The sequence below is a fragment of the Arthrobacter sp. SLBN-112 genome, from assembly GCF_006715225.1.
Lineage (GTDB): Bacteria > Actinomycetota > Actinomycetes > Actinomycetales > Micrococcaceae > Arthrobacter.
This window is the reverse complement of the sequence record NZ_VFMU01000001.1, coordinates 3978641-3993859: the sequence shown is the minus strand read 5'-3', so window position 1 is coordinate 3993859 and position 15219 is coordinate 3978641. Positions and strand designations below refer to the sequence as shown.

Annotated in this window: 10 protein-coding genes and 2 tRNA genes; 8 read left to right on the top strand and 4 right to left on the bottom strand. The window is 66.1% G+C overall.

The window, feature by feature from the left end:
* Positions 1-59: 59 nt before the first annotated feature.
* Positions 60-1352: a phosphotransferase gene (locus FBY33_RS18330; protein ID WP_142031759.1), complete on the bottom strand. Its 1293-nt coding sequence runs from the start codon at positions 1350-1352 to the stop codon at positions 60-62.
* A gap of 143 nt (positions 1353-1495) precedes the next feature.
* On the opposite strand from FBY33_RS18330, the gene nudC reads away from it, so the two are divergent.
* Genes nudC through FBY33_RS18315 form a run of 3 tightly spaced genes read left to right on the top strand, consistent with a single transcriptional unit; the run spans position 1496 to position 5299 of the window.
* Positions 1496-2518, top strand: coding sequence for an NAD(+) diphosphatase (gene nudC, locus FBY33_RS18325; RefSeq protein ID WP_142031758.1), 1023 nt, complete (start codon positions 1496-1498; stop codon positions 2516-2518).
* 55 nt (positions 2519-2573) lie between these two features.
* Entirely contained in the window at positions 2574-4709 is a 2136-nt protein-coding gene (locus FBY33_RS18320) for an ATP-dependent helicase (protein WP_142031757.1), read from the top strand.
* Positions 4706-5299 carry a M48 family metallopeptidase gene (locus FBY33_RS18315; RefSeq protein ID WP_142031756.1) on the top strand — a complete coding sequence of 198 codons (594 nt, stop codon included), beginning with the start codon at positions 4706-4708 and terminating at the stop codon, positions 5297-5299. The genes FBY33_RS18320 and FBY33_RS18315 overlap by 4 nt, the downstream gene beginning before the upstream one ends.
* 103 nt (positions 5300-5402) lie before the next feature.
* Here FBY33_RS18315 and FBY33_RS18310 read toward each other — a convergent pair whose 3' ends face one another.
* Positions 5403-6881: a zinc-dependent metalloprotease gene (locus FBY33_RS18310; protein WP_142031755.1), complete on the bottom strand. Its 1479-nt coding sequence runs from the start codon at positions 6879-6881 to the stop codon at positions 5403-5405.
* A 136-nt stretch (positions 6882-7017) separates the two neighbouring features.
* On the opposite strand from FBY33_RS18310, the gene FBY33_RS18305 reads away from it, so the two are divergent.
* The 5 genes from FBY33_RS18305 to FBY33_RS18285 all read left to right on the top strand — a co-directional run bounded on the left by FBY33_RS18305 (position 7018) and on the right by FBY33_RS18285 (position 12854).
* Entirely contained in the window at positions 7018-8217 is a 1200-nt protein-coding gene (locus FBY33_RS18305; RefSeq protein ID WP_142031754.1) for a YlbL family protein, read from the top strand.
* 162 nt (positions 8218-8379) lie between these two features.
* Positions 8380-11358, top strand: coding sequence for a UPF0182 family membrane protein (locus FBY33_RS18300; RefSeq protein ID WP_200831471.1), 2979 nt, complete (start codon positions 8380-8382; stop codon positions 11356-11358).
* A gap of 120 nt (positions 11359-11478) precedes the next feature.
* Positions 11479-11552: transfer RNA gene (locus FBY33_RS18295), tRNA-Met, on the top strand.
* A 159-nt stretch (positions 11553-11711) separates the two neighbouring features.
* Positions 11712-11785 (top strand) — tRNA-Met (locus FBY33_RS18290).
* 136 nt (positions 11786-11921) lie between these two features.
* Positions 11922-12854: a cytochrome b/b6 domain-containing protein gene (locus FBY33_RS18285; protein WP_142031753.1), complete on the top strand. Its 933-nt coding sequence runs from the start codon at positions 11922-11924 to the stop codon at positions 12852-12854.
* Between the two features lie 54 nt (positions 12855-12908).
* Here the strand turns inward: FBY33_RS18285 and FBY33_RS18280 are convergent, their stop codons facing one another.
* Both FBY33_RS18280 and FBY33_RS18275 read right to left on the bottom strand, forming a co-directional pair.
* The gene (locus FBY33_RS18280; protein ID WP_142031752.1) at positions 12909-14336 is read right to left on the bottom strand and encodes a cryptochrome/photolyase family protein; all 1428 of its coding nucleotides are present in this window, start codon (positions 14334-14336) and stop codon (positions 12909-12911) included.
* A gap of 87 nt (positions 14337-14423) precedes the next feature.
* On the bottom strand, positions 14424-15212 hold the full coding sequence (locus FBY33_RS18275; RefSeq protein ID WP_142031751.1) for a PspA/IM30 family protein: 789 nt from the start codon (positions 15210-15212) through the stop codon (positions 14424-14426).
* Positions 15213-15219: the final 7 nt, after the last annotated feature.

Here is a 15219-nt window from a genome sequence, read left to right as displayed (position 1 = left end):
ACGTCCTTGTGCTGGGCCGTCCTCGAATGGCCCAGCCAGGGGGCAACGACCGGCCCGGTTCAGCCCTGCTTGGCGTTGACGATTGAAATGGCGGCGGTGGATGTATCGTCCGGACCTTTGGTTTCGGCGCCACGGGGTTCCACGGGGTCAGCCGATGCCTCCGGTTGCTCCACCGGGATGGGGGTGACCTGCACGGCCGGCTGGACGGAAACGGCCGGATGCACAGGTACCGCCGGTTGGACCGGCGCTACTGACGGTTGTGCCGGAGCAGCGGTTTGGGCAGGAACCGGGATGACCGTAACGGCGGGAGTGACAGCGGAACTGCCGCCCCCGGAGACGGGGGCGGCCCCGGAACCCGCGGTGGAAGCAGGAACGGACGTTCCAGCCTCATCCGGGCTGCCCGCGGCCGGAAGGGGCTCGACGCTGATCGGCCGGCCGCCGTACTCGGCAATGTCGCTTGCCAGGCTCTTCAGCATGTCCTCCGCTTCGCTGACCATGTCCTGATCCCCGGCGGCAAGGCCCTTCACCAGGTATTGAGCCAGGGCGAACTCAGCGGACAGGGCAGCCCGGCGCAGCAGGTGCTGGTCCGGGACGTCCCGGCGGCTGGACGTGTAGGCCTTCAGTACGGCGTCAATGAAGTCCTGTTCATTCGAAGCAACCAGCCAGGCAAAGTCGTCGGCAGGGTCCCCAATGCGCAGGTCCGTCCAACCCGTAACTGCGGTCACCCTTCCCGCCTCCACCAGCAGGTTGTCCTCGTGCAGGTCTCCGTGGACCACGCAAGGGTTGAACCGCCACAGCGATACATCCTCCATGGCGTGTTCCCAGCGGCGCAGCAGTGCCGCGGGAATCTTGCCCGTGGTGGCAGCCTGGTCCAGTTCATTCAGCCGCCGCTGGCGGAATTCATTGGGGGTGTAGCTGGGCAGGTCGGCGTTGCTGACCAGGGACCGGGGCAGGTCGTGGACCGCGGCCAGGGCGGAGCCAATCTCCTGGGCGAGCCCGGCAGGCCCTGACGTCAGTTCCTCGACGCTGCGGGTGGTGCCGGAGAGGTGTGAGTAAACGAAGGTGGTCAAGGTTCCCAGCCGGACGCTGCCGGCCACGGTCGGCATCAGGAACGGCAGTTCCGCCCGGACGGCAGGAGCGAAAGCCCGGAGTACAAGGAACTCCGTTTCCAGGCGCGCGCTGGCTTCGGCATGCCGCGGCGACCGGACCCGCCAGCGCTTGCCTTCGGAATCGAGGAGCAGGGCCGAGTCGAAGTCCGCGGGGTCGTCCGGGGCAGAGCTAACGGCGGTCGGGGTCAGCCCGGGGACTGCCGCGGTTGCAATTGCCGCAAGTTCAATCGGTTTTCTTCTCACCGTTCCACGGTAGATTGCCTGCCGTCCCACACCGCGGTCCGGCCGCGGCGAGTCTTGAGATAGGTGCAAAACGAGGGGGTTCGGGGCAAGCGGTGGGAGCTGCTGAAATGTGAAATGTCGGTGGCAGTCAGTACGGTGGAACCATGAGCCATGCGGAGTCTGTAATACCTGTCCACCAGGCTGCGCCGGCACGGCTGCCGGCGAACCATTTGGCGGATACCCTGCTCCCGGTAAGGCCCGCCTTGGTGGACCGGGGATCTGTCGCCCGCGCCAGGCCCGGCATGATCGATGACCTGCTTGCCGGGCCGGATGCCCAGGCCGCAGTCCTGTCGGGACGCCAGGGGCTGGTGCAGGGCAGCAACCTGGTCCTGACCGGGGCCAGGGAGCTCCTGTCAGCGCTGGCAGAAGCAGGATCAACACCGGACCTCGTGGTGTACCTTGGATCGGCCCTGCCCGCCGCCGACCTGCCAGCCGGGACCGAACTGCTGCTCTTCGTCCTTCCTGAGCCTCCCGGGCCCGGGACCGCCGGTATCCCGAAGGACGCGCAGTGGGCCGGATTCCGGGAGGTCGCCGCAGGTTTGACCGCCACCTCCACAGCCTTGTTCGTTGAAGCCAGCGCCATCGCCAACTGGCACGCAGCCCATACGCATTGCCCGCGCTGCGGCACGCCAACGGTTGTGGAAGCCGGCGGCTGGGTGCGCCGGTGCCCCTCGGACAACTCCGAACACTTTCCGCGCACCGACCCCGCCATCATTGTCACGGTCGTCGGCCCGGATGGCCGGCTGCTGCTGGGCGGGGGAGGGCCCGTGGACGCCCGGAACTACTCCACCCTCGCCGGCTTCGTTGAGCCCGGCGAATCACTCGAAGAGGCCGTGGTGCGCGAGATCCAGGAGGAGGTTGGGGTGCGGGTCACCGCCTGCCAGTACCTCGGCTCCCAGTCATGGCCGTTCCCCGCCTCGCTTATGCTTGGATTTACCGCCGTCACCGAGGACGCCCAGGCAACGCCCGACGGCGTGGAGGTCACCAGGGCCCGCTGGTTCAGCCGAGAGGAACTCCAGGAAGCGGTGCTCAGCGGTGAGATCACCATTTCCAGCAGGCTCTCTATTGCCCGATCGCTCATTGAGCACTGGTACGGCGGCCGGATCCAGGACCTGACCGGCGCCTAAGTTATTCCATCCACCAGACTCCAGTACGCGGTAGTCGAGAAACAAAGCAGCAAAAGTGACTACAGAGAATTTTGACGGAGCAGCCTCACTCGAGGACCGGATCCTCGGGGGTCTGGACGCCGAACAGCGTGAAGTGGCCAGCACCCTGAACGGCCCGTTGTGCGTGCTGGCCGGCGCGGGAACCGGCAAAACCCGCGCCATCACCCACCGCATCGCCTACGGCGTGCACTCCGGGGTCTACACGCCCCAGCGCCTGCTCGCCGTGACGTTCACCGCGCGGGCCGCGGCAGAGATGCGCAGCCGCCTGCGGGACCTCGGTGCCGGCAATGTGCAGGCCCGCACTTTCCACGCCGCCGCACTGCGCCAGCTCCAGTTCTTCTGGCCGCAGGCGGTGGGCGGAACACTGCCCAACCTGCTGGACCACAAAGCCCAGATGCTCGCCGAGGCGGCCCGGCGGCTTCGGCTCAGCACGGACCGGGCCTCCATCCGCGACCTTGCTTCGGAAATCGAATGGGCCAAGGTGTCCATGCTGACACCGGGAAACTACCTCGAGAACGCCCAGGGGAGGGGCGCGCCCGGCGGGTTCGACCTCACCACGGTGGCCCGCGTCTTCCAGTCCTATGAAGACGTCAAGACCGACCGCAACGTGATCGACTTCGAGGACGTCCTGCTGATCACGGTGGGCATCCTCCAGGAGGACGAGAAGGTTGCTGCCACGGTCCGGGAACAGTACCGGCACTTTGTGGTGGATGAATACCAGGACGTTTCCCCGCTTCAGCAGCGGCTCCTGGAACTTTGGCTCGGCGGCCGTGACGAACTCTGCGTGGTGGGTGACGCCAGCCAGACCATCTATTCCTTTACCGGCGCCTCGCCCAGGCACCTCCTGGACTTCAAAAGCCGCTATCCACAGGCCAACGTGGTCAAGCTCATCAGGGACTACCGCTCCACCCCGCAGGTGGTGAAACTGGCCAACGACCTGCTGGCCGCCCGCCGCAGCGGCGGCCCCACCGCCGACGCTGCGTGGGCTTCACCCCTGCAACTCGTGGCGCAGCGCCCGGCGGGACCCGCACCGCAGTTCACCGAGTGCACGGACGATGAAGCCGAAGCCGCCACGGTGGCGCAGAAGATCAAGGCACTGCTCGACGCCGGGACTCCGGCCAGCGAGGTGGCCATCCTTTTCCGTACCAACGGCCAGTCCGAGGCCTACGAGCAGGCGCTGGCAGCGGCAGGCATCGGCTACCAACTGCGCGGCGGGGAGAGGTTCTTCGCCCGCAAGGAGGTCCGGGACGCCATCCTGCAGCTGCGTGCAGCCACCCGGGCCGTTTCCGAATCAGATGCGCCGGAACCGCTGGGCCAACTGGTGCGGGACATCGTCTCCTCCCTCGGCTACACCGATGCGGCACCGCACAGCGGAGGTGCACTTCGCGAACGCTGGGAGTCCCTTGCGGCATTGGTGGCACTCGCCGATGAACTCGTGCAGGCCCGCGGCCCCCAGTTCGGCCTGCCGGATTTCGTGAACGAACTTCAGGAGCGTTCCCTCGCCCAGCATGCGCCCACCGTGCAGGGCGTTACGCTCGCCTCGCTGCACGCGGCCAAGGGCCTGGAATGGGACGCTGTTTTCCTGGTGGGACTCAGCGAAGGCCTGATGCCCATCTCCTTTGCCGATTCACCCGAATCCGTGGATGAGGAGCGCCGCCTCCTGTACGTGGGCATCACCCGCGCCCGCGAACACCTTTCCCTCTCGTGGAGCACCGCAAGGACTCCCGGGGGCCGGGCCAACCGGAAGCCGTCCCGGTTCCTGGAGGGCCTGCGGCCGGACTCGGTGGCAAGCTCGAGTACCCGGGGCAAGGGGCCGGCGCCACGCCGCAAAGCTGCCGCCCCGGCTGTGTGCCGCGTCTGTGGCAGCATGCTGGCCAGCGGGGCCGAACGGAAGGTTGGCCGCTGCAACGCGTGTCCCCCCAGCTACGAGGAACAGACCTTTGACGCCCTCCGCAACTGGCGCCGCGAGGTGGCACAGTCCGCGGACGTCCCGGCATTCGTTGTCTTCACCGATGCCACCCTTACCGCCATCGCGGAGGCCAGGCCGGCGTCGTTGGAGGAGCTTGCCGGCCTCGCCGGGGTTGGCCCGTCCAAGCTGGAAAAGTACGGGGAGGACGTCCTCCGGGTCCTTGTCGAGAGTTCCGTCCTGTGAGGCGCGGACCCAGCGGCGGTGCCCGGGAGGCTGCCCAGCTGACTACCCCAAACGGTTCTCCGGTGGAGGTGCGGCGTTCTGCCCGGCGGACCCGCACCGTGGCAGCGTTCTGGGAAGACGGTACGGCGGTTGTTGCGATTCCGGCCCGCTTCACGGCCGCGCAGGAGCATGAATGGGTTCACAAGATGCTGGCCAAACTGCACAGGCAGGGGGAGCGGCAAGCGGCTGCCGGGCGGCGGCGTCCTGCCACCGACGAAGCCCTGGCAGCCCATGCGGCCCAGTTGTCCGCCCAATATCTTGGTGGCCGGTCAGTGCCCACCTCCGTCCGCTGGGTGAGCAACCAGAATTCCCGGTGGGGTTCGGCCACGCCGGCCGAGGGGACCATCCGCCTGTCTGACAAGCTGCGGCCCATGCCGCAATGGGTCATCGACTACGTCCTGCTCCACGAGCTGGCCCACCTCCTGGTGGCCTCACACAACGCCGCGTTCTGGAAGCTGCTGGAGGCCTACCCCGAAACCCAGCGGGCCAAGGCGTTTCTCGAAGGTGTTTCGTTTGCCACGTCCCGGGGAATGGACAAAGACGCCGACTAGGTCCAGCGCAGGACACTAAGCCGGCGAAAAGAGCACCGGGCGAAGGCATGCCGGCCAAAAAGCACTCTGGCGGGCCAGGAACCCCTGGCCCGCCAGAAAAGTGTCAGCCCCGGGGCTGGTCCGCTCCGCCGTCGTCGTCCGTTCCGCCGTCGTCGTCCGCTCCGCCGTCGTCGTCCGTTCCGCCGTCGTCCTTGCTGCCGGTGTCCCCTGCAGCGCCCTCATCGCCGGAGGTGCCGTCAAAACCGCCGCTGAGCAGTTTCTGCAGGGCGTCATCCACCTCGCTGTCGCTGGCTTCGGCCAACTTGCGGCGGGAGGAAAAGCCCTTCGGATCATCCAGGTCTTCGGCCGTGGGCAGGAGGTCGGGGTGGTGCCAGATGGCGTCACGGCCCTCGATCCCGCGTTCTTCCTTCAGGGTGGCCCACAGGGTGGCCGCGTCACGCAGCCTGCGCGGACGAAGCTCGAGCCCCACCAGGGAAGCAAAGGCGTGCTCGGCGGGACCGCCCGTTGCCCGGCGGCGGCGTACTGTTTCGCGCAGCGCGCCGGCGGACGGCAGTACCTTCTCCGTGGCGGCCGCGGTCAGCTCATCCACCCAGCCCTCCACGAGGGCCAGCGCGGTCTCCAGCTTTTCCAGCGCCTGTTCCTGGGCCGGCGTCCGCTGCGGCATGAAGACGCCCTGGGACAATGCCTCCTGGATGCCTTCGGGATTGCTGGGATCGAGGTCGCGGGCGAGCTCTTCGATGCGGGAAGTGTCGATGTGGATGCCGCGGGCGTAGGCCTCGATGGCTCCCAGCAGGTGTCCGCGCAGCCAAGGAACCTGCACGAACAGCCGGGCATGCGCCGCTTCGCGCACGGCGAGGAACAGCCGGATGTCGTTCGCGGGCAGGGACAGGCCTTCACCGAAGGCGGCAACATTTGTTGGCAGGAGCGCCATTTCAAGGTCGGCAAGCGGCACACCGATGTCGGTGGAGCTCACCACGTCCTGGGACAGGGCGCCGATGGCCTGCCCCAGCTGCATCCCAAAGATGGCGCCGCCCATGTTCTGCAGCATCGAGGAAGCGCCGCCCATCATGGACTTCATTTCCTCGGGCATCTGCTCCGTCATGGCGGAGGAGAGCGCGTTGGCGATGCTGTTGGCCACGGGTTCGGTCAGCCGCTTCCAGGTGCCCAGGGTGGCTTCCACCCATTCCGCGCGGGACCAGGCCTTGCCGATCAAACCGGTGCCGGGCAGGTCGGTGACCGGGTCCAGCCACAGCTCAGCGAGGCGGAGGGCTTCATCCACCTCCCGGGACTGCTGGGCACTGACCGACGGATCAGAGGTGCCGGCCGCCACCCGCCGGGCATTGTCGTGGGCCAGCGTCCAGTTGACGGGCCCCTCGGACGGGGCACTCATCATCGCCTGCACCTGGGAGAACATCTGCGCCAGCAGATTGGGGTCATCCGGCAGGCCGGCAGCCTTGGCGAGCTCGGCGGGATCGAAGTTCTCCATCCCCTTGCCGCCCATCAGGTTCTGGAGCATTTCGGTCAACGGATCCTTGGGGGTGTCGTCGTCGCCGTTGGACGGATTGAGTGGGTTGGAGGTCATGGTCCCGCCGATCGATGGTGTGACTGTTGATCAACCTTCACGGTACCCCGGCGGGGGTCGGCTGTCTGCCGCCCGCCGCCGTCGTTCGCTCTAGGCAAAGCACCTCCGCCCACTGCCACCGCGTACTGTTGGTGGGGTGACTACAACCCGTGGCGGCCATCCCTTCGAGGACCACGTTCCCGATCTTCCCCCCTACTCCAATCCCGGTCCGTTTGGTGCCGGCGGCCTGGACAGCGGCGGCACAGCGGCTGCGGACAGCAGCATCAAACCGTCCGACGGCGGAGGCCGGGGGAAGCGGCTTTCCACGATGATGGTTGCCGGGCTGGCGGCGCTGGGGCTGGGAATTGCCGTGGGCACGCTTCCGGTGCCCTATGTCATCGAATCGCCCGGTCCCACCTACAACACGCTGGGGGAGAGCCAGGGGCATCCCGTCATCAATGTCAGCGGCCGTGAAACGTATCCGGCAGCCGGAAGCCTGGACCTGACCACCGTCTATGTCGACGGCGGCCCCACCGGCTCCGTCAGCATCCTCAACGCGTTCTCTGCGTGGCTGGACCCTTCCAAGGCGGTCTACCCGGTTGAACTGATCTATCCCACGGGCACCACCAGGGAAGAGGCGCAGGAACAAAGTGCGGTGGCCATGGCCACGTCCCAGGAGAACGCCGTGGCCTCCGCCCTGAACGAACTCAGGATCCCCTTCGGCCAGCAGCTCCAGGCCGCAGACCTGTCAAAGGAGTCCGCTTCCGCCGGCAAGATCCAGCAGGGGGACATCCTGAAGTCCATCAACGGCAAGGACATCACCGCACTCAGCGTGATCCAGGATGAACTGGCCGCCGGCAAGGGCGCCCCGGTATCGGTGACCGTGGAACGCGACGGCCGGCCCGTCACCGTTGAGGTCACTCCCAGGGACAACGGCCAGGGCCGGTTCATCCTTGGCGTCATGCTCAAGTACCTGTTCAGTTTCCCGTTCCAGGTGCAGATCTCCCTGGATAAGGTGGGTGGCCCAAGCGCGGGGCTGATGTTCTCGCTGGGCATCATCGACACTGTCACCCCGGGCGACCTCACCGGCGGCAAACACATGGCGGGCACCGGCACCATCTCACCGGACGGCGCGGTAGGACCCATCGGCGGCATCGGACAGAAAATGCGGGGTGCGCGCTCTTCGGGCGCCACCCTGTTCCTGGCGCCCGCCGGCAACTGCGACGAAGTTGCGGGCCACGTTCCCGACGGCCTCCAGGTGGTCCGCGTGGAAAACCTTTCGGAAGCCCGGCATGCCGTGGAACTGGCCGGAAGCGGACAGGACACATCCGCGCTCCCGGCCTGCGCCAGCAAATAGACTGGGCGCAACTAGACTCACAGGAACTAAGCTTTACCGCCACTCGTGGCACAAGTTGACGGACGAAACCAGCCGTTTGACCGGTACCGTACGTCGCCCGCACGCTTCGAATATCTGACGACCAGCTATGAGGTACCCAGTTTGTCCCGTCCCGCCAGCACCATGTCCACCGGCAGGCCCCCTTCACGACGCGGCGCCCTGACGCCCACCCTGATCGTTGTCGCCCTGGTGGTCGTGGGCTTCATTTTCTTCGCCAATGTCTGGACCGACGTCCTCTGGTACCGGCAACTGGGCTTCATCGAGGTCTTCGTCACCGAGAACCTCGCCAAGATCGCCACCTTCGTGGCCGGCTTCGCCATCATGTTCGCGGCGGTGTTCTTCGCAATCCGCATTGCCTACAACGCCCGGCCGGTCTACGCGCCGGATTCCGAGATCCGGGACAACCTCAACCGGTACCAGGCGCAGCTGGAGCCGGTCCGGCGGATCGTGATGGTGGGCCTGCCGGTCCTCTTCGGCCTGTTTGCGGGCAGCGCGGCCGCGAGCCAGTGGCAGAAGGTCCTGCTGTTCTTCAACCAGGTTGGCTTCGGTGAGGCTGATCCACAGTTCAACATGGACATCAGCTTCTACCTGATGACTTTGCCGTTCCTCGGGTTCGTGACCGGGTTCCTGATCAGCGTGGTGGTGATCGCGGGCATCGCCGGCATCCTCACGCACTACCTGTACGGCAGCATCCGCCTGATGGAACGCGGCGTCTTCACCAGCCGCGCAGCGCAAATCCATATCGCCGTGACCGGCGCCGCCTTCCTGGTGCTCCTGGGCGTGAACTTCTGGCTGGACCGCTACTCTTCCGTCCAGAGCAACGGGGGCCGCTGGGCCGGCGCGCTCTACACGGATGTCAACGCCGTCATCCCCACCAAGGCAATCCTGGCGGTTGCTGCCGTCCTGGTCGCCATCCTGTTCATCGTGGCCGCCGTGATCGGCCGCTGGCGCCTTCCGGTAATCGGCACGGCCATGCTGATCATCACCTCCATCCTGGCCGGCGGCGTCTACCCCTGGGTGATCCAGCAGTTCCAGGTCCGCCCGTCCGAGCAGACGCTGGAAAGCAAGTACATCCAGCGCAACATCGAGAACACGCGCAAGGCCTACGGCCTGAACGGCATCCAGGAGACCCGGTACGACGCCACCAACACGGCCAACACCGGCGCACTCGCGCCGGACGCCCAGACCACGGCCAACATCCGGCTCCTGGACCCGAACCTGATCTCAGACGCCTTTGCGCAGCTGGAACAGTACCGCGCGTACTACCAGTTCCCCAAGGCCCTCAACGTGGACCGCTACGAGGTGGACGGCAAGATCCAGGACACCGTGATCGCCGTGCGGGAGCTGAACCCCACGAACGTGGCAACCAACCAGCAGGGCTGGCTGAACCAGCACGTGGTGTACACCCATGGTTACGGGGTTGTGGCTGCCAAGGGCAACAAGTTCACCGTGGACGGCAAGCCCGAATTCCTGCAGTCCGGCATTCCGTCCACCGGCGTGCTGGGGAACGACACAACCTACGAACCGCGCATCTACTTCGGTGAGACATCACCGGAATACTCGATCGTCGGTGCCCCCGACGGCGCAGCCCCGCGCGAGCAGGACCGCCCCTCCGGAAAGGAAGGGGAGGGCGAAACCCAGTACACGTTCAAGGGCAACGCCGGGCCCAATGTTGGCTCCTTCTTCAACAAGATCCTTTTCGCCATCAAATTCCAGTCTTCGGACCTGCTGCTTTCGGACGGCGTGAACCCGGAGTCGCAGATCCTGTACGACCGCAACCCCCGCGAGCGGGTCCAGAAGGTGGCACCCTACCTGACGGTTGACGGCGGCGCGTACCCGGCAGTGGTGGACGGCCGGGTCAAGTGGATCGTGGACGGTTACACCACCAGCCAGTACTACCCGTACTCCCAGCAGAAGCAGCTGTCGGATGCCACCACTGATTCGCAGACCAGCTCCGGCCGCGCCGTGGCCCTGCCCAACAGCACGGTGAACTACATCCGCAACTCGGTCAAGGCCACGGTGGACGCCTACGACGGCTCGGTCACCCTCTATGCCTGGGACGACACGGACCCGGTCCTCAAGGCCTGGCAGAAGGTCTTCCCGTCATCCCTGAAGCCGTACTCGGAGATGTCCGGGGCAGTCATGAGCCACGTCCGCTACCCGGAGGACCTGTTCAAGGTCCAGCGTGAGCTCCTGGGGCAGTACCACGTGACGGATCCCACCAGCTTCTACAAGAACAACGACGCGTGGAGCGTCCCCGCCGATCCGACCGTGGATACCGACGTCAAGCAGCCGCCGTTCTACATGTCGCTGCAGATGCCGGACCAGGAAAAGCCGGCGTTCCAGCTGACCTCCTCCTTCATCCCGCAGATCGTGAACGGAAACGCCCGCAACGTCCTGTACGGCTTCCTCGCCGCGGATTCGGACGCGGGGAACCAGGCCGGCGTGAAGGCGGAAGGCTACGGCAAGCTGCGGCTGCTGCAGATCCCGCCGGAAACACAGGTGCCCGGTCCGGGGCAGGCGCAGAACAAGTTCAACTCCGACCCCACCGTTTCGCAGGCGCTGAACCTGCTGCGCCAAGGTGCGTCGGACGTGCTGAACGGCAACCTGCTCACCCTGCCCGTCGGCGGCGGCATCCTCTACGTCCAGCCGGTCTACCTCAAGTCCACGGGTGAGACGTCATACCCCACGCTGCAGCGCGTCCTGGTGGCCTTTGGCGACAAGGTTGGCTTCGCCCCGACGCTGGACGCGGCCCTCAAGCAGCTCTTCGGTGGTGACTCCGGCGCAGCCGCGGGTGACTCCGCCAACAACGGGCAGACGCCGGCCGGCCCGGCCGCGCCTGCCACACCGGCAGAGGCGGACGCCAAGGCCCAGCTGAAGGCGGCCCTGGATGAGGCGAATGCGGCCATCCAGTCCGGACAGACGGCGCTCGCGTCGGGTGACTTTGCTGCCTATGGCGAAGCGCAGAAGAAGATTGCGGCAGCGCTGAAGAAGGCCATGGACGCCGAAGCCAAGATCCCGGTGACCGCTCCGGAGGCCAGCCCGGCCCCCGCAGCTTCCAGCTCACCTTCGGCAACGCCGTCCGCATCAGCGGGCCAGTAGTACGACGGCGGCCCGGCACCAGAAGCTCCTACGGGGGCCAGGGTGCCGGGCCGGCGTAACGGACGTCACGCCGCTTCGATTTGGCCTGCGGTTCACCTCCCGGTAAAGTAGTTCTTGCGACGCGGGGTGGAGCAGTTCGGTAGCTCGCTGGGCTCATAACCCAGAGGTCACAGGTTCAAATCCTGTCCCCGCAACTGAGGAAAGGCCCGGACATTGGAAACAATGTCCGGGCCTTTTGCTTTCCCTGGCGTCTCTGCCGCGGCCAACCTTGCCGGGACCGTCGAATCCCAAAGGGGGACCTGGTGGAGCGTGGTCAGGGCGGCCGCGAAAGTAGGGTAGTGTTGATCAAGCGACGCGGGGTGGAGCAGTTCGGTAGCTCGCTGGGCTCATAACCCAGAGGTCACAGGTTCAAATCCTGTCCCCGCAACTATGAAGGCCCTGACCGGCAGTTACGCCGGTCAGGGCCTTTCTTTTCCTTGGATGCGCACAGTTCCTAGTATTCTCTTTCGAAGGGCCCCGCGATCTGCGGGCCGCCGAGTCATTCCTGAGAGGTATGTAGTTCGATGGCCACACCCACGAAGAAACCCGGCGCCGCGACGGGTAAGCGGTCCCGGCTTTACTGGGTGGTTCCCGCTGTCCTCGCGGCGCTGGTCCTGGTGGTCCTGGTGGCCCGGCTCCTCGTGGGACTGCCCGCCGTCGCGTCCTTTCTCGCGGACTACCCCGGCCAGTCCGCACTTCCAGACAACGCCCCGGTGGGTTTTCCGGCGTGGCTGGCGTGGCAGCACTTCCTCAACGCCTTCTTCCTGCTCCTGATCATCCGCACAGGGTGGCAGGTACGCACCACCACACGGCCCAGCGGGCATTGGACCCGGAACAATAAGGGCCTGATCCGCACCAGGAACGCGCCCACCAAGATCACCCTCGAACTGTGGTTCCACCTGACGCTGGATGCCCTTTGGATCCTGAACGGGCTCGTCTTCGCCGTGCTGCTGTTCGCTACCGGGCAATGGATGCGCATCGTCCCCACCAGCTGGGACATCTTCCCCAATGCCTTGTCGGCCGCGCTGCAGTACGCCTCGCTGGACTGGCCCACGGAAGACGGCTGGATCAACTACAACGCGCTGCAGCTGTTGGCCTACTTCGTGACCGTCTTCATCGCTGCGCCGCTGGCGTTCATCACGGGCCTGCGGATGTCCTCGGCCTGGCCAAAGAAGGCTGCGGGCCTAAACAAGGCCTACCCCATCGAGTGGGCGCGCGCCGTCCACTTCCCGGTGATGATCTACTTCGTGGCCTTCATCGTGGTCCACGTCTTCCTGGTGCTCACCACCGGTGCGCTGCGGAACCTGAACCACATGTACGGGGTCAGGGACGACGACAGCTGGTTCGGTTTCTGGGTGTTCCTGGCCTCCGTGGCCGTCATGGTGGCCGCCTGGTTCCTGGCCCGCCCCATCTTCCTGCGGCCCATCGCCTCCCTCACGGGCAAAGTCAGCCGCTAAGGCCAGCTCAGCCTTCCGCAGAGGAGGAGAGGGACGGTACAGCTGGAGCCCGGCTCAGCCGTCCTTGAGCTGCTGGTAAGCCGCCAGCGCCCGTTCCCGGGACTCCGGCAGCTCAACGAGGGGTTCGGGATAGTCCGGGACCCCTGTCTTCCAGGGCTCGTGGATGGATTTGTTGTCCAGGTCCGCGAGCTCCGGGACGAACTCGCGCAGGTAGCGGCCGCCGGCGTCGAATTTTTTGCTTTGGGTGACGGGATTGAAAATCCGGTAATACGGCGACGCGTCAGCGCCCGAGCCGGCCACCCACTGCCAGTTGGCCGGGTTGCTGGCGGCGTCGGCATCCACCAGGGTGTCCCAGAACCATTCCTCTCCGATCCGCCAGTCAGCCAGGAGATTCTTGACGAGGAACGAGGCCGCGGCCATCCGTACGCGGTTGTGCATCCAGCCGGTCTGCCACAGCTGCCGCATGCCCGCGTCCACCAGGGGATACCCCGTGCGCCCCTGCTGCCAGGCTGCCAGCTCATTCCTGCCCGGCTGCTGCCAGGCGAACCGGTCGAATTCGGGCCGGTAGTTGCGGGTGGCAAGTTCCGGGTTGTTGTACAGCAGCTGCCAGCAGAATTCGCGCCAGCCAAGCTCGGAGCGGAAGATTCCGACGTCGGCAGGAACCTTTTGAGGATAGCGGCGGCGGATCTCGCGCCACACCCGGAACGGACTGACCTCGCCGAACCGCAGGTGGGGTGACAGGCGGCTGGTTCCCTCGGTGCCGGGAAGGTTCCGTCCGGTTCCGTACTCTTCGACCGGACCGTCCAGGAACTCCTCCAGCCGGTGATGCGCGCCTTCCTCGCCGGGACCCCAGGTGGCAGCGAGTCCGCCGCTCCAGTCAGGGGAGGAGGGGAGCAGCCGCCAGCTGTCGAGGTCGTCGCCGGCCTGGAAGCGGCCTGGTTGCTGTGGAGGCTCCGGGATCACGGCGGGAGGCTCCATAGGCTCCCTGACATCCTGGCCGGCAAGGCATGCCCGCCAGAAAGGCGTGAACACCTTGTAGGGGCCTCCGGAGCCGGTCTTAACGGTCCAGGGCTCGAACAGGAGGTTTGCCTGAAAGCTTGATGCCTCCAGGCCCTCCTCCCCGGCCCACGCCTTGACTGCGGCATCGATGGTCCGCTCAGGTTGCCCGTAGCGCCGGTTCCAGAAGAGGTGGGCAGCTCCGTTCTGCGCCGCCACTTCCTTGATCACCTGTTCAGCCGGCCCATGGCGAAGGAGCAGACGCGAGCCGCGGGCCTCGAGGGCGCAGGCCAGTGCTGCGAGTGAATGGTGCAGCCACCACCGGGTTGCTCCGCCCAGCGGCCTGATCCCTGCAGATTCTTCATCCAGGACGTAGACCACCGTCAGCGGCAGGCCCAGCGCGGCGGCGGCGTTCAGGGCCGGGTTGTCGTCCAGGCGAAGGTCGTCGCGGAGCCAGACCAGGGCGGTTTCTTCAGGGGAGGTCATGGCACCACGCTACACACTGTGGACATGGCGATGGCCGGGACCGCGGCCCCGGCCATCGCCTTGTTTGCCTGTGGAAGCCAGTTGACTTTAGAGCTTGTCGAAGTCGGCTTCCTCAACGGTCGACTCGGACTGTGAGGCACTGGCGGCACCGAGGGCAGGCTTGGCACCGCCGGACTTCAGCGCAGCGAGCCGGGCCTCGATCTCGGTCTGCTCGCCCAGGTCCTCCAGCTGGTTGAACTGCGCATCCAGGCTGGATGCTGCAAGTTCCTCCTGGCCGCGGACCTTGGCCTCTTCGCGGCGGATCTTTTCCTCGAAGCGGCCAACTTCGCTGGTGGGGTCCATGATGTCGATGCTCTTGATGGCGTCGTGCACCTGGGACTGCGCCGCTGCCGTCTTTGACCTGGCCACCAGTTCGTTGCGCTTGCTGGTCAGCTGGTTGAGCTTGTTCTTCATCTGGTCCAGGCCGGTCTTCAGCTTGTCCACCACCTCGCGCTGGGAGGCGATGCTCGGCTCCGCACCCTTGGCTTCGTTCTCGGCCGACATCTGGCGTTGCAGGGCCACCTTTGCCAGGTTGTCGAACTTTTCGGCGTCGGCAACGTCGCCGGCCGCGCGGAACTCGTCAGCCTTGCGGGAGGCGGCCAGTGCCTTGTTTCCCCAGTCGCGCGCGTTCTTGACGTCCTCGTTGTAGTCGTCTTCCAGCATGCGGAGGTTGCCGATGGTCTGCGCCACGGCGGACTCTGCTTCGGCGATGTTGTTGGTGTAGTCGCGGACCATCTGGTCCAGCATCTTCTGCGGATCCTCGGCGTTGTCCAGCAAAGTATTGATGTTCGCCTTTGCCAGCTGCGCGATCCGGCCAAAAATGGACTGCTTAACCATGGTGTTT

What these genes read in the sequence shown, in the direction of transcription:
- nudC (WP_142031758.1), top strand. Translation starts at nt 1,496, where the DNA reads ATGAGCCATGCGGAGTCTGTAATACCTGTCCACCAGGCTGCGCCGGCA.
- FBY33_RS18310 (WP_142031755.1), bottom strand. Translation starts at nt 6,881, where the DNA reads ATGACCTCCAACCCACTCAATCCGTCCAACGGCGACGACGACACCCCC.
- FBY33_RS18300 (WP_200831471.1), top strand. Translation starts at nt 8,380, where the DNA reads ATGTCCACCGGCAGGCCCCCTTCACGACGCGGCGCCCTGACGCCCACC.
- FBY33_RS18285 (WP_142031753.1), top strand. Translation starts at nt 11,922, where the DNA reads ATGGCCACACCCACGAAGAAACCCGGCGCCGCGACGGGTAAGCGGTCC.
- FBY33_RS18280 (WP_142031752.1), bottom strand. Translation starts at nt 14,336, where the DNA reads ATGACCTCCCCTGAAGAAACCGCCCTGGTCTGGCTCCGCGACGACCTT.
- FBY33_RS18275 (WP_142031751.1), bottom strand. Translation starts at nt 15,212, where the DNA reads ATGGTTAAGCAGTCCATTTTTGGCCGGATCGCGCAGCTGGCAAAGGCG.